We start from the raw sequence: 17,923 nt of genomic DNA, 5'->3' as shown, positions 1-17,923 counted from the left end.
TACAATCCGTGGCAAGAAACATTGGTTGTGGCGCGCGATCGACGCAAATGGCGACGTGCTCGATATTCTCGTGCAAACACGCCGAAACGCAAAGGCCGCAAAGCGGTTCTTCCAAAGGTTGTTCACCCTGTTCGGCGAACCACGGGTCGTGATCACCGACAAGTTGCGCAGCTACATCCAGCCCATCAGTAAGCTGGCACCGGGCGCGGATCATCGCGCCTACAGGGGTTCGAACAATGCGATCGAAGTGTCGCACAGGCCGACGCGTAAACGAGAGAAAATATTTGGCCGATTCAAATCCCACCGGCAGGCTCAAAGGTTTCTGTCAGCACATGACCAGATCAACCTGATCTCCCGACCGCGCCGCTATCGACTTACTGCAACCTCATACCGCCACGCCCGCACTGATGCATTCAGCCTCCGGTCCGATTACACCGCCGAAATGGCGGCATGATCCAACCGTTGCCAATGCTTCACAACCGGCCACCAACAACTTGGCAATACCAGCTATTGAAATCAAAACTTCTGTGCCAGTAGACTCAGGCAAGGCAGTCCAAATCAGGATTCCAAGTTAAGGGCCAAAATGACCGAAAGCCATCCTAGGGCAATTGTCATCGGCGCGGGGCCGGCGGGGCTTGCCACAGCCGTCTGTCTACAGAAGGCGGGCATGAAAACACGCATTCTGGAACGTGCCGACACGGTCGGACCGGCCTGGCACGCGCATTACGATCGGCTACACCTGCACACTTCGCGGGGCCGTTCAAACCTGCCCTATCTGGCTTTTCCCAAAGACGCCGGGCGCTACCCATCCCGCACGGATGTCATCGATTATCTGAAGCGATATGTCGAAACTTTCGCGCTCGATATCGGGTTCGGGTGCCTCGTCAATATTGTCAAGCGCAACGATGGAGCGTGGTGCGTCGAGCACGCGAATGGTGTCGAGACTGCGGATATCGTCGTGATTGCCACCGGTCTAAACGCAACGCCACGGTTGCCGGACTGGCCCGGTCAGGACAGGTTTCCTGGCGATATTCTGCATTCCTCTGCGTACCGGAACCCCGAACCATACGATGGAAAGCGTGTGCTGGTTGTCGGCTTTGGCAATTCAGGCGGCGAAATCGCGCTTGATCTGGCGCAGGCTAGGATTGATGTCGGCCTGTGCGTGCGCGGTCCGATCAACATCCTGCCTAAGGAGATTTTGGGTATCCCGACGACCTCGATGGGCCTGCTGAGAAAGCTGTTCCCAGCCCATGCCGCTGATGCGATGACCGCGCCTGTGGTACGTGCCCTGATTGGGCGACCCGAAGATTACGGGCTGCGTCAGGCTGAAAAAGGACCACTGCGCCAAGTGGTCGAAGATGGAAAGATCCCGCTGATCGACATTGGCGCACTGTCAGAGATCAAGGCTGGTCGCATTTCCGTTCATCCGGGGATCGTGTCATTCGACAAGGAAAACATCCGCTTTGACGACGGGACGTCCGAAACCTTTGACAACGTGATCCTTTCTACCGGCTATGGCGTCGATCTGCGCTCCATGTTGCCGGACTCTGCCGACGTTCTGGATGCCACCGGGCGGCCGCGAATCAGCGGCGGGGCAACCGCGGCGCGGGGGCTCTATTTCTGCTCATATCATCCGTCGCCCAATGGTCAGTTACGGCAGGCCAGCGCCGAGGCAATGTTGATTGCAAAGGATGCCGCACAACTGTCGAGCGTCTGATTTGACGGGGCACGACAAACTGGGCTTCCTCGCGCGAAACAGGCAGGAACAATTGCAAAAAAACCAGTTTGAACGATGTCGGGTCGGCTGTCAGGCAGCACCCGAACGCGCATCACCGTGTTGGTCGCGCTTTGGTGGATCAGAAGTGCCGAGTCCTCGCAGGTTAACGCACGCCGCGCCGGACCAGATCCAAGCGCCTTCTGCCGAAAGTAAACGGCGAGCTCCTTGCAGGACTCGCCGCTCATCATCAGTCGATCTCTACAGCTTGCAGCCTCAGGCCGCCTTTTGGGTCACCGAGTGGACCGTCTGAGCGACGCCTTCGGCAGCGGTGGTCACCTTGTCGCTGATCTCTTCGCCGGACTTGGAAGCAAGCTCCGCGGCCTTAGTGCCGACCCTCTGGGTTTCGTTCGAATAGTTCTGAGCGGCGCGCGTGAACAGTTCTGCCTGCTTCTTCACGAAGTCCTTGTAGGCATTGCCGTATTCGGAAACTGCGTCGCGGACTTTGGTCAAGTCGCGCATGTTCGAGAGCGCTTCTTTCGTGGTCTCGCTTGCGATATCGTTCGCCCGGGTACCGGCGTGGATGGCGATTGACGCCATGCGCTCATTCATGCTCGCCCAGGTTTTGAAGACGCTCTGATAGCCTTGCGGGCCGAACAGGTTCTGAATGTCGTTCGCTGCGGATTTTGCGTTCTGCTTGGCCATGATGAATCTCCTTTCGGGAGTGTTTCGTTTGTCGCTTAGTGTTATCCCCGATGTAATGCCGCACTGCAGCAATTCAACCCCGAAATACTGCAGTGAAGCAGGGATTTTGATCCGGTCTCGAGGGATACCGCTCGGGTGAAAAACTGGGCGCGTTGCGTTACGGGTCGGCGCCTCTACGACTTAGCTGTCACATCGCGGAAGGTTGTATGGCTGCGTCCTGAACAGCTCCGGCTTGATTTTGTGCCAGCCCGTCATCTCAAAAGACCGTCACAACACCCATTTGCGCCGCAAGGCGTATACCTCAATCGCTGCCAAGATGGCCCGCACAGTCGACGCGGCTGTCAAAGGCAGTGAACGATATCGTCCCTTCTTTGAGGGTGCGATCGACAGCAGAAAGATCATTCTCTGACTGTGCCTTGGAGGCAGTCATCTGCCTCCTAAATGCTGGTCATGCCTTCTTCGGTGGTGACGACAACTTGAAATGCCATGTGTGGCGCTCGTTCGTGGTGCCGCCCGGTTCGGTCTTTGCCGAAAATCGGGGCGGGGTTTCTGGCGAGGAAGCGCGAAGCGCGCCCCTCTCCTGAAAGCCTGTCACCCGGCGAGGGCAGGGGGGGAACCGCTGCAACTCTGAAGTGAACGACACACCGGCTGACGCCGGTGGCATCATTTTGCGGAATGTAATTCCAGGTACTGCATAATGATGTCGTCTGTCACATTTCCCGAGGTGGTCGAGAAGTATACGCTGGCCCAGAACCGTCTGCCCCAGTAACGCTTGCGCAAGTCGGGAAACTCCATCTGGATGCGACGCGATGACCGGCCCTTGATCCGCTGCATCACGTCCGACAGCAACAGCTTGGGCGGGATTGACAGGAACATGTGGACATGGTCCCGCGCGAGCACCCCGCGTACGATATGGACGCCCAGTTCCTCGCAGGTCTGGCGGATGATCTCGCGGAGCCGTTCCCGCATCGCGCCCTGAAGAACCTTGTAGCGGTATTTCGTGACCCAGACGACGTGGAACCTGTGGTAAAATCGCGTGTGCGCGGTTGACGAACATCAGAACAAGATACGCTGAAGCGGACCGGCTGAAAGCCGGTGGTTTATCTCCAATAGGTGGAAAATCAAAACCAAAGGGGAGGGGGATCACCCGGCCTGCACGAAGCCGCAGGCGCAGGAAGGTCGGGGAAACCCCTTTGGGTGCAGGTTTACAGGGTTGCGGTGGGGGACCGGCGGTCCCCAGACGCACGGGCTATTGCCCGTGCCACAAAGGATCGGGGCGTTCGGAGCTTGCGACGAAACCCCCGCGCCCCATGCGACCGTCACCCGAATGGGCCGCAAACCAGGGCGCGGCGACATGATCGAGGATCATGGCAAGGGCCAAAGGCGGCACAGCGAACCTTTGCTGACTTTCGCCCCCTTCCGCGAAGGTCTATTTCTTCTCTCCGGCTTTCGGTTCCTCAATCGCATCATGATCGACGAGGTTCCAGGGCAAGCCCGCATGGCGGTAAATACGTTTACCCAAATGCGGGTAGTCGCCCACATCGTGCGCCAGTCTCTCTCCGACCACGATGCAGCGTAGCGTTGTCTTGCCTGTGTTGCGGATCGAATGGGCAAGGCCACCCTTCCGGTAGCCGATGAAGTCGCCCGGTCCGATTGGATATGCTTCATCGCCGATCACAGCCGTTGCCTCGCCCTCCAGCACATAAACGCACTCGTCCTCGTGATGATGGACATGGTGTTCGGTGGTCTCGCAGCTTGGCTCGACCTCAATGATGTGGAAGCCGAACCCTGTCAGCCCCGTCAAATCGCCCAGGCTCTTATTGTTGCGGCGTGCGTTCTGGTTGAGGAAATGCGTCTTGACGAGCCCTTCCATCCCGGCGATTTCCGCCGCCCTGACAATGTAGGGTATTTGCGAACCGCGGTCGTCTGGCGTCTCGTTAGGCATGTTTTTCTCCGCTCTTGTAAAATGCGCGACAACCGAAAAGTTGCATAAGCACTATTGTAGTCCTTGCAAGGCAAAGCCGTAATTCGTTCATTGCGCAGCATCGAACAATAGGGCTCTCCCTCCTCCTTCGCCGCGCGGTTCAGGAATGGCAACTTCGGGAAGCGCAACCGTTCGCTGCGCAGTGCTCGAACTGGTACGGCGCGGACAAAGTTACCACTCAACTTCCGCCGAGTTTTTCGAGCCTAGAGGTGGTCGCGGCAACTCAGGCCAGCGGTTAAGGTGGATCGCATGATGAGAGTGACGATCCTAAATGAAGAAACGAAAGAACCATTCGCCCGAGTTCAAGGCCAAGGTTGCGCTTGAAGCGATCCGCGAGGAGATGACGCTTGCTGAGCTTTTCAAGAAGTATGGCGTCCATCCGACCCAGATCGGAACTTGGAAGCGGGCAGCGATAGATAGCATGGCGACGGCGTTTACGCGCCGTGGCGGGGCTCCGGAACAGGTAAGCGCCGCGGACGTCGACAAGCTGCACTCGAAGATCGGCCAGTTGGTTGTGGAACGGGATTTTTTGGCCGAAGCCTCGCATCAGTTGCTCGGGACGCGAGGCAAAAAAAGGTGAACCGGGATCACAAGTTAAGCCTTCGCAAACAGTGCGATCTGTTGCAGCTGTCGCGATCGCGGCTTTACTATCAGCCCGTCGGCGAAAGCGTTGAGAACCTGCGGTTCATGAAAATAATCGACAAACAGTTTCTTGAAACACCTTGGTATAGTTCACGGCAACCTCTCGGGATATTCACTTCGTGAATACCCTGCCGGTCAGTGAATGGCCCGATATATGAGGCGGAAGGATCACCAATGTGGCCACCATCGTGTGCGCAGGTTAATGCGTCTGATGCGGTTGGTCCCGATCTACCAGCAACCGAATACCAGCAAGAAGCACCCGCAGCACAAGATCTGGCCATAGGTGGCGTCGATCATAACGGTCTTCTCTTCCACCTGTTCTGCGGCCAAACCAACCATCATTTGCACGAAGATGCCCTTGTCGCTCCAGCGCTTCCAACGATTGTAGAGCGTCTTGTGAGGGCCATATTCCTTCGGAGCATCCCGCCAACGCAACCCATTGCGGTTGATGAAGATAATCCCGCTCAGAACACGACAATCATCGACGCGTGGCTTGCCGTGGGACTTCGGGAAGTAAGGCTCCAGGCGCGCCATCTGCGCGTCGCTCAACCAGAAAAGATCAGACATGTCACCGCTCTGTTTTCGGACGGTGAATCATGACGCCTCAATGAAATCAATGGGTCCTGACCATACGAATACATCTGCAAAATCTGGACATCAGAGCCAGATCGATTCACTCTCGATCCGATCCACCAAATGCCGGGACTAAACACCTTATGTGTCTCATCCCTGCTATAGATCCGCCGTCACCGCTCCCGGCCAGGACCGGCGACGGGGTGGGATACAGCGCTAAACACCTTGTGGCGTGACCACGTTTTCTAGCAGGCTGATCCCGCCTCTCTTCACCGTCTCGAACAGTTGACGGCGGCCCATTTTGCGGGACCGCGAAGCATAAGGAAGAGAGAGTGACATGATAGCTGAGACAACCATCATTGGAATAGACGTATCGCGCGACTGGCTGGACGGGTTCTGCCTTCCGGGCCAGATGCGGTTCCGGCATACTAACACAGCGGACGGCCATATTGCGTTGGTCGCGATGATCCAGCATTTATCGGGCCCTTTTAAAGTGGGATTTGAGGCTACGGGTGGCCATGAATGGGTGGTCTGGACGAAACTTGCCGCCGCAGGAATTGTCGCTGTCCAGTTGCCTCCGGCACAGATCAAGGCTTTCGCACTTTCCCGGGGCACGCGGGCAAAAACTGACCGGATCGACGCGGAACTCATCGCACGGTTCATGGCATTCAGACCTGAGGTCGGGCGAGAACTGCCAGATGAGAATCTACGTATTCTCAGAACCTTGACGACGCGAAGGGGGCAAATCGTCGATATGCGCAAGCGGCTCAGAGCCCAAGTGGGAGCTCGCAAGAAGCAGGGTGTTTCTGCCGACGTCGAGACCTTGGACGACGATCTGGAAGACGTGCTCCAAACCCAGATCGAGACTCTCGAACGGCGGATCGAAACCATCATCGCGCAGGTGGAGCCTTTTTCCACAAAGGCGAACCTACTGCGATCAATCCCGGGAATTGGTCCCGTCTCTGCGGCGATGTTGATCGCCGAATTGCCTGAACTCGGCCGGATGACGTTAGGCGAAGCCGCTGCCATGACTGGCCTGGCGCCGGTCCCACATGACAGCGGGGCAATGCGAGGCAGAAGAACGATTGCTGGCGGAAGACGATCGCTGCGACATGTGCTGTTTCAGGCTGCGCTCGCCGCAGCTTGTCATAATCCAGTTCTCAAACCGGTCGCAAAACGTCTCAAAGAGCGCGGAAAACCACATAAACTCGTCATTATCGCAATCGCACGAAGGCTGGTCACAATCGCCAACGCGATCATCAAAACCGGCACACCGTGGCAGCTTCAGCCCAACCGATAGACACAGTTGCTAAGCTGAGGCGGCGAGCAATTGAGGTTGGTCGTTTGCACGCCGAATATCAGCGTTTACTTCCGTTTATTCCCGATATTGAGCGGCGTCTTTTCCTTGGCAAAATCAGCCGTCGCCGGGACCTGCTCCTTTACTTTTTTCGGTTTCTTCACTTCACGATTTCCACGCTTCTTGTTGCCTTTGGACATCTGATTTCCTCCAATGTCATTTTCGTCGTATTTTCAAATGGTCGAACGGATACCGACGTTCCTCGCCAGCAGAAACTCTGTGGTGAGTCGTTGGATAGCAGCATTGAGCCGGTTTTCATCATGTCGCCCATGGCATCGATTTCGGACATTCCAGCAGGCCTGTTCGGCTTCTTCTGCGAGATTGCGGATCGCGACCGCCGCTGAATTGCATCACGGGCGTCGAACAGAGTTCCCGCCAGCGATGATCGCGTTGATCATTTCGGCGACGGCCCGGTGTTTTTCCATTTCGAGTTTGGTGCCAAGGGCGTTCACATGTGTCGCCGCGGCGTCATGTAGTATCCCCACAATCTCGTGCTCGGGCAGCAACCCGCGATCGTTCATGGCAAGCAGGAGCGCCTCACAGATCGATAGGGCGGCCTGGCCTGCATGTTCGCCTGCGGTGGACATCTGAGTTTCCTTCCTTGGCATCGTGAACCTGAGAGACGGTGAGGCTCAAATACACGCGTACTTGTCGCAGAAAGTGCACTATGGTGGACTGATCCAGAGCAGTGTCCGGGTCGATTTCCGCTCTTGGGTCGCGACACCGGGAGGCTTCATGACATCTGCTGAACACAGCGCCCTGACCCGTAAGCTTTCTGCCTTCGTCGCCCTGTCGGAGGTCGAGCTAGCCGTGCTTGAACGGCTTCATCAGCGTCGCCGCTCCTTCGTTTCGGGGCGTGATATGGTGCATCAGGGCCAGTCGGCTCAGGCCGCTTATATTCTGTCCGCAGGTTGGGTCTGTTCCTACAAACTGCAAGCCGACGGGACCCGGCAGATCGTGGATTTCCAGGTGCCGGGGGATTTTCTGGGGTTGCGGAGCGTCCTTTTGCGCACGTCGGACCACAGCTTCGAACCCATCGTCGACATCGAGGCTGCGGAAGTGCTGAAGAGCGACCTTCTTGATGCATTCGCTCAGACGCCGCGCCTTGCAACCGCCATACTCTGGGCGGCGTCACGGGACGAGGCGATGGTCGTGGAACATCTCGTCGGAATCGGTCGGCGTGATGCGGACGCCCGCATGGCGCATTTTCTGCTGGAGTTGGGATCGCGGCTTGCGCTGGTGGGCATGGGGACCAAGGATGGGTACGACTGCCCGCTGACCCAGTACCACCTCGCGGATGCGCTGGGGCTGAGTGCCATCCACGTGAACCGCGTTTTGCGCCAGCTTCGCGAGACTGGACTGGTGACCTTTCGGGACGGCCATGTGAAGTTCCACGACTACGACGGGCTGGTGGACCTGGCGGAATTTGATTCGGCGTATCTGGATCAGAGCGGACCACTCCTGAAGTGAGAGGGTCGCCCTCCCTTTCCCGCAGGCGGCCCCGGTGATCACGTCAGACGCTGGTTGTCACGCAAGCGCATGCTTCGCGGCGTCGAGTTCCTTGTTGGTCTCGGCGTCATTCTTCGCCGTGTGCGCCTTCTCGGCAGCCTGGTAGTGCTTCAGCGCCGTATCCTTCTTCGGACCAGCGGGGCCTTGTCCCAGATGTCCTTCACGGAGGTCATCTTCTCGGCAGTCTTGTTCTGTTCGGGAGTCATTGGAATTGTCCTTTCCTCGCCGTTCCGAGAATAAGAAGCGCGCCGACATGCCGACCCTTTTAGGATCGGCAAGCCCACACGCTTCTCGGGTACTCGGAAATCTTCTCTGCCACCAAATATTCGGCGAACAAGTCTGACCTAGCCTTGTCAGAGGTCTTCCACACTGCCGTAGGTTAATCCCGGTGCCTGCGGCAGATCGATTGCTTCTGCGCTTCTTAAGTTACCGCAGTTTGCTGATGGGAAATCCTCAGCCATTTGTCGTCGTCGTCAAGATAGGTCGAGGCGCAGAGGGCTTTGTAGATTGGCGCGTCGACCTTCTCCGCCGAGACCTGATAGGTGAGAATGACGATGTCACGACACCGCATTACGCGCCGTTCGGCAATGACAACGGAGCGCCAGCCGGTCCTTTCACGAAAATGGGTCCAGATCTGGTCGCCCTGAAGGATGCCGGGCGGATAAGGGAAGACCATGACGGCGTTGGTCGCTGTCGTCGCCCGCGCACTGTCGTTGCCACTGGTCCAGAACTGTTCCTCCATGTCCCACAGAATGCCATGTTCGTGTGGAGAAAGCGTACCGGACTTTTCTGCCGCATGGGCCGGTCTCCTCGCGGTCGCGGTTGATACTGTCATTCGCCTGACCCCGACCCACCAACCATGAACATCTGAAACAGTAAAACAATGATCGCGAGCACCGCCCAGATCGCCCCGCTGGTTCCCGGGCGGCCGTCGGCGGCGCTCAAGGCAGTTCGCTTTTGGCTACCTGACGCCCGGCCTTCGGGAAGCAGTTGGCTCAGGTCTCGTGCGATCCTGCCGTGATCGCTGGCGAGCGCCGGAACGTCTCCAAACCGGGCAAGCAGCGTTCCCAACCGCGCTTGCGCGCCGTCGCGCCCCAGCTTGACCAGTTCAGCGGTTTCTTTCCATGGATCGAGGCCAAGCCGCGCGAGCGTAGAGAGCACAGTCACGGCAAAGCCGTTCCGGTCCTCGCCGACGGATGCATAGAGAAACCGATCGAACCCGGGCGGGTGCGGGTTGAGTACATTGGGGGCGGCCATCGCCACTCCTTTCAAGGGTTGCAGGAATGCAGATCATCCCTGATTCCTAAAGGATACGCGCAGGTCGGTCTCACCGCCCTTACACAGGTCAGTGCGGGTTACTGTCCCCAGGAAGGTCACAGCCGGTTCGGTGTCCGGGACTAACATGCGTCAGCGCCAGTCGGGTGATCCCGGGGTACAAGAGAGTAATTCGTTCGGCTGTTCCGTCCCGCATTCCAAGGGGCGGTAAACAGTGGTGAGCGACGGATCTGCCAACATCGCGGAGACCAGAGATGAACATGCGGTCGACCAGATCGATGGTAACGTTTTCGAACCCGTTCACCTTGCCGGGATACCCGGGCGATCTGCCCGCGGGCGACTATGAGGTTCTCGTCGAAGAGGAGCTTCTCCAAGGGCTGAGCTTTGAGGCCTATCGACGGACGGCGACCTACATGACGGTGCGCGGCAAGGGTGCTCACGCGGGGCGAAGTGAGCTCCGATTGACGACCGAGATCGACCTTACGCAGGCGCTGCGCCGAGACGCGGACACGTCCGAAACGAACAATCAGAGCGAAGCGGCGCTTTCTCCGCAGGAGGATAGAACATGAACACTCCCGAATGGCTCAAACCCAGCGTCTATGGCGCGCTAATCGGCGCCGCCTTTATCGGCATCGTCGGATTTTCCTGGGGTGGCTGGGTGACCGATGGCACCTCGAACGACAGGGCGGTAGCGATGTCTCGCGACAACGTTGTTGCGTCCATGGTTCCGGTCTGCATCGAGATGGCGCGCTCCGACCCGTCACGGGCAGACAAGTTAGAAACGATCCGAGCGGCCTCGACCTACCAGCGGCGCGACGCTCTTATGACAGCCGGCTGGGCGACGATGCCGGGCACCGATGCACCCGACCGGGACATTGCGCAAGGTTGTCTGGCAGCTCTTGATGTCGACCGTTCGCCGGAGCGCCGGGAAAACGCGGTCGATGAAGGATGAACCGCGCCATGACGATAGCTTCCCCCGAGACCACCGACCTCGAACGGCGTGTGCTGGCTCATGAACGGATCCTGCAAGCTCTGATCGCTTTCATGGCGCGCACTGAACCGCGATTTGTCGATCATTTGAGAGAACGGTTCGTCGAGCCGATGAGTATGGCCCGGCACGAACATGACCACCGCGAAACTGACGACTACGCGGAAGAATTCATTCGCGCGGTGATGCTCCTCGGAGTGGTAAGCGCGCCCAAAGTGAAGGAGCGGGAAGTCACTGACAAGCAACCCATTCCGCCGAATAGTAGAGGGGGACAAGGTTCTTCCATAAACCGGCCGACGCAGCGCGTTTGGGTTCAGGTACGCGAAAGAAACGGCATCTGGGAGGTGCATGTCGATGGCAAGTTCCGCGGCGACTACCACCAGAAGGAACATGCTCTTGCCGCTGCGGCCTTGCACAAACTGTCGCCCCGATGACCGGTAACACTCATCCGACAGTCCCGCAGGACTTCTCGATTGAGGTGGCCGAGAACGAAGGCATGCCATCGAGATCGATTTTTAGGGACTCCCCGCTACCGGCCGCGCCCACTCCACGGTTGACCGGAACGCTCACGCTTGGCCTATCGAGGACTCGCGCGGCAACCGGCGGACTCTGGTCCGCCAAGGAGCAAGCGGCGATAAGGCATCCCTTCGCGAGGCTGATCGCGAAAACAGCAGTCTAGCCGGTGTGATAGCGTCTTTCGCCTTCCCGGTCCTGGCGCAGGATGGCACCGGCCCGATGCCTTTGAACGCTCAGGCGCCCAGCTATGGTGGCGTTTGCATCGCCATCGATTTGCCGGAGAACGCCTATCTCGACCGATCCGGAACCCGGTGGGGCCGCAATCGAGGCTTACGGCTCTCCGATGGGATGTGCATCCTTGCACGGTAATGCGAATTTTTCTGGTGGTGGCGGGTCGAGCATGCGCGTCAGCATCGGGTGCCGTCTGCGCTACAGCTTCCCGCCGCCGACGCCGCTGATTGCGATGCTGAACGTCCACTACTCGCGCTTTGGCGATCTGGAGCGTGCCGACTACCTCGTGACGTCGCCGAGCGTTCCACTCGAAAGCTACCGGGACGGTATTGCCAAGTTGTTGTTGGCCGGTTGTGAAGCATTGGCATCGGTTGGATCATGCCGCCATCTCGGCGGTGTAATCGGACCGGAGGCTGAATGCATCAGTGCGGGCGTGGCGGTATGAGGTTGCAGTAAGTCGATAGCGGCGCGGTCGGAAGATCAGGTTGATCTGGTCATGTGCTGACAGAAAGCTTTGAGCCTGCCGGTGGGATTTGAATCGGCCAAATATTTTCTCTCGTTTACGCGTCGGCCTGTGCGACACTTCGATCGCATTGTTCAAATCCTTGTGGGCGCGATGATCCGCGCCCGCTGCCAGTTTACTGATGGGCTGGATGTAGCTGCGCAACTTGTCGGTGATCACGATCCGTGGTTCGCCGAACAGGGTGAACAACCTTTGGAAGAACCGCTTTGCGACCTTTGCGTTTCGGCGTGTTTGCACGAGAATATCGAGCACGTCGCCATTTGCGTCGATCGCGCGCCACAACCAATGTTTCTTGCCACGGATTGTAATAACGACCCGGTCAAGATGCCACTTGTCGTTCGGTTGAGGTCGATCCCGGCGGATGCAGTTTGCGAAATGTTGCCCAAAGCGATTGACCCATAGCCGGATCGCCTCACGGCTGACAACCACGCCCCGCTCTGCCAACAGGTCTGCGACATCCGCCGCGCTCAGAGCAAAGCGATGGTACGCCCAAACCGCGTAAGCAATGATCTCGCGGGGGTAGCGGAAGCCTTTCAAGCGCACATATGGGTCGCAATGTTCATGGGGCTGACATAGCTTGAACAAACCCTGCCAACAACTTGGCAATTCCGTCGAAACCGTTGTCGAAGGGGCGGAGCCGATAGGCGCCGGGCGTCTACATTTGTTGCGCAGGCCACCGAAATATTTCTGCTCAATGCTGCGTCCGTGTGGCCGTCGCAGGCGATGCCAACGAAGTGGGAGCATTTTACGGGTATTTCCCAGCTTCAGATCCGGCCCGAGAGTGTTTATCTTCGTGTATGTGCCGCTCCGCGGGGACGTATTCCGGCGGCGGAATGCAGTAAAATGCGCCGAACACAAAAAATTTGATTGGGTCGCAATGACCAAGAAAGACAGTGCGCTTCGCGCCATCGGTAAGGCCTGCGACGCCATCGAAGCGGAGCTGGCCCTGTCAGCCTGTGACCAGGTTTTTCGGTCGCGCGCACAGGCGGATATGATGCTGGGGCAGCTTAGGGAAATGCGGACGGCGCTGGAGCAACCTATGCCTGTGTCCGGTAGCACAGGGGGTTTGGGCCGCATCATCGCTGACAGTTTTCCTTTTGACAGTGAAACTGCGTTGGCCATTCTTGCGGCGGTGGAAGCGTACAATCGCGCGAGACACCGTCGCCACTATTGATGAGCTATGCCTCATAAAGCCCTACACCAAGAAATGACCTTGAAAGCGCTCGGTAAGGTGCCGCCCCTCAATGTACTTGACCGAGCGTTTCATCCTACATCCTCCTGCTGAATGATCTTGCCCGTCGCTCCGATGAACCGCCCGCCGGATTTGCTGGTCCAGCCCATCAGCAAAATGGTGCTGGGCGTCATCAGGTGGGGAAAGAGCGTTGCTTCGCCTTTGTCGTCGCAAACGAAGATCCAGCCTCCGGTTCCGTGATCGTCGCGGTAGCGGATCGCCTCTTCCTGATTGTCAAAAAAGTGGATGCTGCTGCGGCTGCTATAGGGCGCATCTTCCGTGATGGTCGGTGCTTCTGCTGCCCCAAGCTGGCGGTCCAATTCCGCTGCGCGCCATTTGAGAAAAGCGCGGGCCATATCGCCAAGGGTTTTGCAGGAATCAAAGATTGCCTGCTCTGCGGCGGCATTCCAGTTGTCTGCAAGGCTGACAGGCCAAGCGTCGAAACTGTCGGGCAGGCTGCCCCCGATTGCCAGTTCAAGCGCCACGACGCCTTGAACATTATCGAGGTGAAGCGGTGCGTGCTGTGTGTTCAGTGCAAAGCAATTCATGCCTGAGCCTCCTTCTGTCCATCGGCCTGGGCGTGGGCGGCCAGCTTGTCAGCGCCGGTTTCCGCCCGGTGTGGTGCATCTCTGGCGGCGCATACCCAACGGAATTGAAAGCGGGCGGCGTCTTCGCCGGTTTCCATGTCTTGCGCCTAGGCGCGGGCACAACGCGAGTTTTGAAATGGCTGTATCATGGTGGGTGATCCTTGCGAGAAAATGAGGGGGACACCCCGCCGGGCTAGCGGGGCGATGTGGTCAGGGATCAAGTGGAAAGGTCCGCGTAGTCTTGTGCGTCTTCGTAGCGGATGATCGGATCGCCGGTTTCCGTCTCGCCGCCCCAGCAAGGGCCGATATAGCCGCGCATCGTGGGGTGGCCTTGCAATTCGGCGCGGGTGCGAGGGTTGGAATGGGTGCCGGTGATTTCGGCAAAATGATCTTCGGCAAATGCCTCGATGCCGTCGGGGTAAATGCTGGTCATGCCTTCTTCGGTGGTGACGACAACTTGAAATGCCATGTGTGGCGCTCCTTCGTGGCGATGCCCGCGTTCGGTCTTTGCCGAAAATCGGGGCGGGGTTTCTGGCGAGGACGTGCTGCGCACGCCCCTCTCCTGAAAGCCTGCCACCCGGCGAGGGCAGGGGGGGAACCGCTGCAACTCTGAAATCAAAGCCAAAGGGGAGGGGGATCACCCGGCCTGCACGAAGCCACAGGCGCAGGAAGGTCGGGGAAACCCCTTTGGGTGCAGTATTTCAGGGTTGCGGTGGGGGACCGGCGGTCCCCAGACGCACGGGCTTTTGCCCGTGCCACAAAGGATCGGGGCGTTCGGAGCGTGCGACGAAACCCCCGCGCCCCATGCGACCGTCACCCGAATGGGCCGCTCACAAGGCCGCAGCCGACCATGAGACAAAGTGCGCGCCCTGGCTCGGATGAGACAGGGCGCGGGCTATTGGATCAGGGAGGATGGGGGCGAAGGGTGCGGGTCGAAGGCCAGCCATGCTGGCCGCAGACCAGGGCGCGGTGACATGATCGAGGATCATGGCAGGGGCCAGAGCAAGTCTCCAAGACATTCGTGAATGAGGGCAGCTTCCCATCCCGCAATCATCACTCAAACCACGACCAAATTTGCATCATTGTCACTGACACGAGCACACAGAGGATTGCTGTCTTCCAGTTTCCTATGAGAAAAGCGTAAAACCCGAAGGCGAATATCCCAAAAGCAGTCCACCCGAGAAGCAGTTTAGTCATTTTTGGGTTTTTGAAGGGTCCGCCTGACGAGGATGCCTCTTTGAACGAATCGAACATTACGTAGAGAATAAAAGCAACCAAAGCGATCGTTCCTATGCCAACGGCAAGTAGCAAAATATTAAAACGAACGTCTAATATCCATCCGATAATCTGCGGTGCTTGGTCTTCGATATAATCCATATTTAAATTCGACATATTTTTTCGTGGTGTGTCTAGAAAAATTTAGAGGGCGTCCACTAGCGAGAAGCTCTGCGCGTATGGGTTCGCCGGGCCGTAGGCCATGCCGTTCTGCTCAAAGAATCCGAGAAAGCCGACCAACCAGGCGCGGTGCAGCTCGGAACCGGCGATAGCCTTGCGCAAGCGGCGGGGCATGATGTGCCCGGTGTGGCCTGCCAGATAGGCGCGCAAGTAGATCGAGGTCATGGCGCGACGGTAAAGACGGATCATGGCGGGTCTCCTTCTCGATCACTTGCGGCGCGACACCATTCCGTCTGGTGTGAAGCCGTCGAGACTGTCTTCGGTTTCGCGCGACAGGCGGCTGCCATCGGCGGAGACGTTGATCTTCATGTCGGGCGTGAACCGGTAGATCTCGCCGCTGCCTTCGAGATGAGTCTTTTCCGCGTCCCTCTCGACCACAATGCCGCCATCCGGATCGACGCGGATCAGAACATTGTCGACCACGATGCGAATCTGATCGTCGTCCAGAATGACGCCGGACCAGCCAAGGGCGCGGTCGCGGCGGATCACGATCTTGTCCGAGTGCATCTTGATCTGCACATCGTCATTGTCACCCTCGCCGCGCATGACGACAACGGCCTCCTGGTCTTCGGGCTTCGCCTGTAGGCGCGCAAAGGCATCCTTTGGGCGCCAGAAATAGGGCGTGTCCCGGCGCTTTTTGTTCTTGTTCTTGTGGAAGGCAATCAGCAGCTCGGCCGACTTCCAGACCGCGCGGACAGATGTTGGAACAAGGGACATTTCAGCGGCCTTTCTGGTGGCATAACCTATGGCTGATTCTAACATGGCGGGCGTGTTTTACCCAAGCAATTTAGGGGTTTAAGGCTGTTCTTCGCCTTAAACCGGTGCGCTTGTCGCCGCCTGTTTCGGCTTCCAGTAGAGGCAATAACCGGTGGGAACATTCGTGCCGCTTTCCGCGAAACTTCCAACGGGAAGATCCCGCCATGTTCCGATTGTGGTTTCGTGATCGTAATGGGCGCTGGCGGGCAGGATGCAGGCCAGACGGCCACCGGGCTTCAGAAACTTAACGGCATGACCCAGATGCTTCTTGTAGTGCCGCCCATAGAAAGGCGGGTTCATCACGATCACATCAAACGATGGCTCCGGCGCGACCTGGAGAAAGTTTGCCACCATCACGTGATGCCCTTTGGCGCGGGCCTGTTCGGCGCGGGCGGCGTCATACTCAACGCCCGTCACGACAAGGGGTTTGCGGAACCGGTGATCTTCGGGATCATTATGCCAGTCGGCCAGCACGTCCATGATCCGGCCATCGCCGCAGGACGGTTCAAGAATGCTTTCGCCACCGGACAGGTGCAGGGCGTCGATCACGGTTTGCGCGACCTTGCGCGGGGTGGGGTAGAACTGAAGGTCGCGGGCAACCTCGGTGCTTGGACGTTTTGCCTCGGCCTCTGTCGGGGCGTCGGGCAGAACCTCGCCATAGAACTCGGCCAGCCCCCGGTTGATGTCCAAAAGCCCCGCCTTGTCGAAGATCAGATGCGCGTTGCCGTTCTTGAAGACGCGGATGATCCCGCCGCAAAAATCAGCTTCGCCATACTTCTCGGCCTCGTCCATCACGTCTTCAAACTCGCGGTAGCTGTAGCGGGCTTCGCCGCGATAGACGCGCAAGGCGTTCAACGTGTCTTTGACACGCTCGCGGCCCCAGCTGTTCCAGCCCGTCGCATATTGAATGATGATGCGCTTGGGCAGGCCAGCCACGCCGATTTTCACCCTGGAATGGTTTTTATAGGCCGGGTCCAGATCGCAGAAACATTCGGCCAGACCTTTGAGAACGTGAAACCTGGGGTCGAGCAGATAGTCCCCGAACACTTCCGCGATGTTTTCCAGCGTGAAGGGCAGGGGCGTTGTCAGCTTCAAGTCTAGCTGCCTGCGGTCTTTGGCCGATGCGACCGCCTCGATGTTCAGCCCCTCATAGACGTGTTTCCATGCCGACCGCAGAAGGGCAATCCGCACATCCCGCTCGTAAAGGCTCGGGGCAGTGGAAAACACGGCGCTGCCATAGGTGCCGCCGATGCAGCCGGCGGCATTGATCGCCGTTTCAGCGGCGTTGAAGGTCTGGATCGCGGCCGGGATGGCTTCGGACTTCGCGTCATATTCCGCCACGATCTCGGACAGGCTGCGGCGCAGGGCAGGGGCGCAATGCGCCTCCTTCTCGGGAGTGTTGCCGCTCTGGGCAAAGGTACTGTCGTGTTTCATGCCGCGACCCCGCCGGTTTTGCTGTCGCGTTCGGCGCGATAAAGCTGGTGGGCTGCCTTGTCGTTCAGACCAAAGGAAAGCCCGTTCTGGTCGGCAAAATGGCGCAGATCGCACAGGGCATAAATCAGCAGAGAACGCGCGTCTTCGGTGTCGTCATAGACGGCCTGCAAGGCGTCCTTGATCCGGTCACTCTGGCGTTCGGCCAGCTGGCGGGCTTCGGTCGTGCCGTAGGTCTCGGCCTCGGGCGCGATATGCTGGATCGAGACGCCGCAACAGGCGACGCCGGTGGTGCTGTCTGCATCCAGCAGGCGCGTCAGATCGGCGTGGATCATGTCGCTTTGCTCGGTCAAAGCCGCGTCCATCGGGCAATCGTAGATCAGTTGAGCGGTGACGGTGATTTCTTCTCGCATGGTGTCGGTCCTGCAAAACATGGGGGGTAATCG

Annotated in this window: 25 protein-coding genes and 3 pseudogenes; 12 read left to right on the top strand and 16 right to left on the bottom strand. The window is 58.4% G+C overall.

Annotated elements, in window-relative coordinates; translation table 11 throughout:
- Positions 1-454, top strand: a 454-nt coding sequence (locus EDD52_RS20185; RefSeq protein WP_132248361.1) for a DDE-type integrase/transposase/recombinase, incomplete at its 5' end; no start/stop codon positions are given.
- Positions 455-583: 129 nt separating this feature from the next.
- Positions 584-1,717 carry a flavin-containing monooxygenase gene (locus tag EDD52_RS20180; RefSeq protein ID WP_132248359.1) on the top strand — a complete coding sequence of 378 codons (1,134 nt, stop codon included), beginning with the start codon at positions 584-586 and terminating at the stop codon, positions 1,715-1,717.
- Between the two features lie 273 nt (positions 1,718-1,990).
- On the opposite strand, the gene EDD52_RS20175 is transcribed toward EDD52_RS20180, so the two are convergent.
- Positions 1,991-2,419, bottom strand: coding sequence for a phasin family protein (locus EDD52_RS20175; RefSeq protein ID WP_132248357.1), 429 nt, complete (start codon positions 2,417-2,419; stop codon positions 1,991-1,993).
- A gap of 253 nt (positions 2,420-2,672) precedes the next feature.
- Between EDD52_RS20175 and EDD52_RS20170 the strand changes: the two are divergent.
- A pseudogene (locus EDD52_RS20170) lies at positions 2,673-2,828 on the top strand (IS110 family transposase); the annotation flags it as partial.
- 254 nt (positions 2,829-3,082) lie between these two features.
- Here the strand turns inward: EDD52_RS20170 and tnpA are convergent.
- A pseudogene (tnpA, locus tag EDD52_RS20165) lies at positions 3,083-3,472 on the bottom strand (IS200/IS605 family transposase); the annotation flags it as partial.
- Between the two features lie 376 nt (positions 3,473-3,848).
- Positions 3,849-4,364 (bottom strand): cupin domain-containing protein, encoded by a 516-nt coding sequence (locus EDD52_RS20160; RefSeq protein ID WP_132248355.1) that lies wholly within the window; start codon positions 4,362-4,364, stop codon positions 3,849-3,851.
- 310 nt (positions 4,365-4,674) lie between these two features.
- Between EDD52_RS20160 and EDD52_RS24120 the strand changes: the two genes are divergently transcribed.
- Positions 4,675-4,983: a transposase gene (locus EDD52_RS24120; protein ID WP_132248353.1), complete on the top strand. Its 309-nt coding sequence runs from the start codon at positions 4,675-4,677 to the stop codon at positions 4,981-4,983.
- A gap of 341 nt (positions 4,984-5,324) precedes the next feature.
- Here the strand turns inward: EDD52_RS24120 and EDD52_RS20150 are convergent.
- Positions 5,325-5,612, bottom strand: a pseudogene (locus EDD52_RS20150) (transposase); the annotation flags it as partial.
- Positions 5,613-5,955: 343 nt separating this feature from the next.
- Here EDD52_RS20150 and EDD52_RS20145 point away from each other — a divergent pair.
- Positions 5,956-6,918, top strand: coding sequence for an IS110 family RNA-guided transposase (locus EDD52_RS20145; protein WP_132248351.1), 963 nt, complete (start codon positions 5,956-5,958; stop codon positions 6,916-6,918).
- Entirely contained in the window at positions 6,894-7,319 is a 426-nt protein-coding gene (locus tag EDD52_RS23750) for a hypothetical protein (protein WP_165907597.1), read from the top strand. Before EDD52_RS20145 ends, EDD52_RS23750 begins: the two co-directional genes overlap by 25 nt.
- A 6-nt stretch (positions 7,320-7,325) precedes the next feature.
- Here the strand turns inward: EDD52_RS23750 and EDD52_RS20140 are convergent, their stop codons facing one another.
- Positions 7,326-7,562: a hypothetical protein gene (locus tag EDD52_RS20140; RefSeq protein WP_132248349.1), complete on the bottom strand. Its 237-nt coding sequence runs from the start codon at positions 7,560-7,562 to the stop codon at positions 7,326-7,328.
- A gap of 148 nt (positions 7,563-7,710) precedes the next feature.
- On the opposite strand from EDD52_RS20140, the gene EDD52_RS20135 reads away from it, so the two are divergent.
- Positions 7,711-8,445 carry a Crp/Fnr family transcriptional regulator gene (locus EDD52_RS20135; protein ID WP_132248347.1) on the top strand — a complete coding sequence of 245 codons (735 nt, stop codon included), beginning with the start codon at positions 7,711-7,713 and terminating at the stop codon, positions 8,443-8,445.
- Between the two features lie 57 nt (positions 8,446-8,502).
- Here the strand turns inward: EDD52_RS20135 and EDD52_RS20130 are convergent, their stop codons facing one another.
- From EDD52_RS20130 to EDD52_RS20120, 3 genes are all read right to left on the bottom strand, one after another.
- Complete coding sequence (locus EDD52_RS20130) at positions 8,503-8,739, bottom strand: hypothetical protein (protein ID WP_243652036.1); 237 nt, start codon at positions 8,737-8,739, stop codon at positions 8,503-8,505.
- A gap of 166 nt (positions 8,740-8,905) precedes the next feature.
- A complete protein-coding gene (locus EDD52_RS20125; RefSeq protein WP_243652035.1) occupies positions 8,906-9,319 on the bottom strand; it encodes a hypothetical protein in 414 nt (137 codons plus the stop codon).
- Entirely contained in the window at positions 9,316-9,741 is a 426-nt protein-coding gene (locus tag EDD52_RS20120) for a hypothetical protein (RefSeq protein WP_132248345.1), read from the bottom strand. The genes EDD52_RS20125 and EDD52_RS20120 overlap by 4 nt, the downstream gene beginning before the upstream one ends.
- A gap of 272 nt (positions 9,742-10,013) precedes the next feature.
- On the opposite strand from EDD52_RS20120, the gene EDD52_RS20115 reads away from it, so the two are divergent.
- The 4 genes from EDD52_RS20115 (at position 10,014) to EDD52_RS24115 (ending at position 11,939) form a co-directional block, all read left to right on the top strand.
- The gene (locus EDD52_RS20115) at positions 10,014-10,328 is read left to right on the top strand and encodes a hypothetical protein (RefSeq protein ID WP_165907601.1); all 315 of its coding nucleotides are present in this window, start codon (positions 10,014-10,016) and stop codon (positions 10,326-10,328) included.
- Entirely contained in the window at positions 10,325-10,711 is a 387-nt protein-coding gene (locus EDD52_RS20110) for a hypothetical protein (protein ID WP_132248343.1), read from the top strand. The genes EDD52_RS20115 and EDD52_RS20110 overlap by 4 nt, the downstream gene beginning before the upstream one ends.
- 8 nt (positions 10,712-10,719) lie before the next feature.
- The gene (locus EDD52_RS20105; protein WP_165907600.1) at positions 10,720-11,181 is read left to right on the top strand and encodes a hypothetical protein; all 462 of its coding nucleotides are present in this window, start codon (positions 10,720-10,722) and stop codon (positions 11,179-11,181) included.
- A gap of 329 nt (positions 11,182-11,510) precedes the next feature.
- Positions 11,511-11,939 carry a hypothetical protein gene (locus EDD52_RS24115; protein ID WP_243652034.1) on the top strand — a complete coding sequence of 143 codons (429 nt, stop codon included), beginning with the start codon at positions 11,511-11,513 and terminating at the stop codon, positions 11,937-11,939.
- Here the strand turns inward: EDD52_RS24115 and EDD52_RS20095 are convergent.
- Positions 11,871-12,560: an IS6 family transposase gene (locus EDD52_RS20095; RefSeq protein WP_132248369.1), complete on the bottom strand. Its 690-nt coding sequence runs from the start codon at positions 12,558-12,560 to the stop codon at positions 11,871-11,873. The genes EDD52_RS24115 and EDD52_RS20095 overlap by 69 nt on opposite strands.
- A 334-nt stretch (positions 12,561-12,894) precedes the next feature.
- On the opposite strand from EDD52_RS20095, the gene EDD52_RS20090 reads away from it, so the two are divergent.
- On the top strand, positions 12,895-13,191 hold the full coding sequence (locus EDD52_RS20090) for a hypothetical protein (RefSeq protein ID WP_132248341.1): 297 nt from the start codon (positions 12,895-12,897) through the stop codon (positions 13,189-13,191).
- 89 nt (positions 13,192-13,280) lie between these two features.
- On the opposite strand, the gene EDD52_RS20085 is transcribed toward EDD52_RS20090, so the two are convergent.
- From EDD52_RS20085 to EDD52_RS20055, 7 genes are all read right to left on the bottom strand, one after another.
- Positions 13,281-13,796 carry a hypothetical protein gene (locus tag EDD52_RS20085; RefSeq protein ID WP_132248339.1) on the bottom strand — a complete coding sequence of 172 codons (516 nt, stop codon included), beginning with the start codon at positions 13,794-13,796 and terminating at the stop codon, positions 13,281-13,283.
- A 256-nt stretch (positions 13,797-14,052) separates the two neighbouring features.
- Entirely contained in the window at positions 14,053-14,304 is a 252-nt protein-coding gene (locus tag EDD52_RS20080; RefSeq protein WP_132248337.1) for a hypothetical protein, read from the bottom strand.
- 584 nt (positions 14,305-14,888) lie between these two features.
- Positions 14,889-15,212: a hypothetical protein gene (locus EDD52_RS20075; protein WP_132248335.1), complete on the bottom strand. Its 324-nt coding sequence runs from the start codon at positions 15,210-15,212 to the stop codon at positions 14,889-14,891.
- Between the two features lie 42 nt (positions 15,213-15,254).
- Positions 15,255-15,479: a hypothetical protein gene (locus tag EDD52_RS20070; protein ID WP_132248333.1), complete on the bottom strand. Its 225-nt coding sequence runs from the start codon at positions 15,477-15,479 to the stop codon at positions 15,255-15,257.
- An 18-nt stretch (positions 15,480-15,497) separates the two neighbouring features.
- Entirely contained in the window at positions 15,498-16,007 is a 510-nt protein-coding gene (locus EDD52_RS24110) for a hypothetical protein (RefSeq protein WP_243652033.1), read from the bottom strand.
- 96 nt (positions 16,008-16,103) lie between these two features.
- Positions 16,104-17,480, bottom strand: a complete 1,377-nt coding sequence (locus EDD52_RS20060) for a DUF4942 domain-containing protein (RefSeq protein WP_132248331.1) — start codon at positions 17,478-17,480, stop codon at positions 16,104-16,106.
- Entirely contained in the window at positions 17,477-17,890 is a 414-nt protein-coding gene (locus EDD52_RS20055; protein ID WP_132248329.1) for a hypothetical protein, read from the bottom strand. Before EDD52_RS20055 ends, EDD52_RS20060 begins: the two co-directional genes overlap by 4 nt.
- Positions 17,891-17,923 lie beyond the last annotated feature (33 nt).

This window comes from Primorskyibacter sedentarius, assembly GCF_004342065.1.
GTDB lineage: Bacteria > Pseudomonadota > Alphaproteobacteria > Rhodobacterales > Rhodobacteraceae > Primorskyibacter > Primorskyibacter sedentarius.
This window is presented reverse-complemented; position numbering and strand designations above follow the sequence as displayed.

Bases quoted from the DNA above. Each gene is read 5' to 3' on its own strand.
- EDD52_RS20160 (WP_132248355.1), bottom strand. From the start codon at position 4,364: ATGCCTAACGAGACGCCAGACGACCGCGGTTCGCAAATACCCTACATT.
- EDD52_RS20090 (WP_132248341.1), top strand. From the start codon at position 12,895: ATGACCAAGAAAGACAGTGCGCTTCGCGCCATCGGTAAGGCCTGCGAC.
- EDD52_RS20125 (WP_243652035.1), bottom strand. From the start codon at position 9,319: ATGACAGTATCAACCGCGACCGCGAGGAGACCGGCCCATGCGGCAGAA.
- EDD52_RS20145 (WP_132248351.1), top strand. From the start codon at position 5,956: ATGATAGCTGAGACAACCATCATTGGAATAGACGTATCGCGCGACTGG.
- EDD52_RS20140 (WP_132248349.1), bottom strand. From the start codon at position 7,562: ATGTCCACCGCAGGCGAACATGCAGGCCAGGCCGCCCTATCGATCTGT.
- EDD52_RS20120 (WP_132248345.1), bottom strand. From the start codon at position 9,741: ATGGCCGCCCCCAATGTACTCAACCCGCACCCGCCCGGGTTCGATCGG.
- EDD52_RS24115 (WP_243652034.1), top strand. From the start codon at position 11,511: ATGGTGGCGTTTGCATCGCCATCGATTTGCCGGAGAACGCCTATCTCG.
- EDD52_RS20105 (WP_165907600.1), top strand. From the start codon at position 10,720: ATGACGATAGCTTCCCCCGAGACCACCGACCTCGAACGGCGTGTGCTG.
- EDD52_RS20130 (WP_243652036.1), bottom strand. From the start codon at position 8,739: ATGTCGGCGCGCTTCTTATTCTCGGAACGGCGAGGAAAGGACAATTCC.
- EDD52_RS20075 (WP_132248335.1), bottom strand. From the start codon at position 15,212: ATGGATTATATCGAAGACCAAGCACCGCAGATTATCGGATGGATATTA.
- EDD52_RS24110 (WP_243652033.1), bottom strand. From the start codon at position 16,007: ATGTCCCTTGTTCCAACATCTGTCCGCGCGGTCTGGAAGTCGGCCGAG.
- EDD52_RS20180 (WP_132248359.1), top strand. From the start codon at position 584: ATGACCGAAAGCCATCCTAGGGCAATTGTCATCGGCGCGGGGCCGGCG.
- EDD52_RS20115 (WP_165907601.1), top strand. From the start codon at position 10,014: ATGAACATGCGGTCGACCAGATCGATGGTAACGTTTTCGAACCCGTTC.
- EDD52_RS20135 (WP_132248347.1), top strand. From the start codon at position 7,711: ATGACATCTGCTGAACACAGCGCCCTGACCCGTAAGCTTTCTGCCTTC.
- EDD52_RS20110 (WP_132248343.1), top strand. From the start codon at position 10,325: ATGAACACTCCCGAATGGCTCAAACCCAGCGTCTATGGCGCGCTAATC.
- EDD52_RS24120 (WP_132248353.1), top strand. From the start codon at position 4,675: ATGAAGAAACGAAAGAACCATTCGCCCGAGTTCAAGGCCAAGGTTGCG.
- EDD52_RS20055 (WP_132248329.1), bottom strand. From the start codon at position 17,890: ATGCGAGAAGAAATCACCGTCACCGCTCAACTGATCTACGATTGCCCG.
- EDD52_RS20080 (WP_132248337.1), bottom strand. From the start codon at position 14,304: ATGGCATTTCAAGTTGTCGTCACCACCGAAGAAGGCATGACCAGCATT.
- EDD52_RS20175 (WP_132248357.1), bottom strand. From the start codon at position 2,419: ATGGCCAAGCAGAACGCAAAATCCGCAGCGAACGACATTCAGAACCTG.
- EDD52_RS20070 (WP_132248333.1), bottom strand. From the start codon at position 15,479: ATGATCCGTCTTTACCGTCGCGCCATGACCTCGATCTACTTGCGCGCC.
- EDD52_RS20085 (WP_132248339.1), bottom strand. From the start codon at position 13,796: ATGAATTGCTTTGCACTGAACACACAGCACGCACCGCTTCACCTCGAT.
- EDD52_RS20060 (WP_132248331.1), bottom strand. From the start codon at position 17,480: ATGAAACACGACAGTACCTTTGCCCAGAGCGGCAACACTCCCGAGAAG.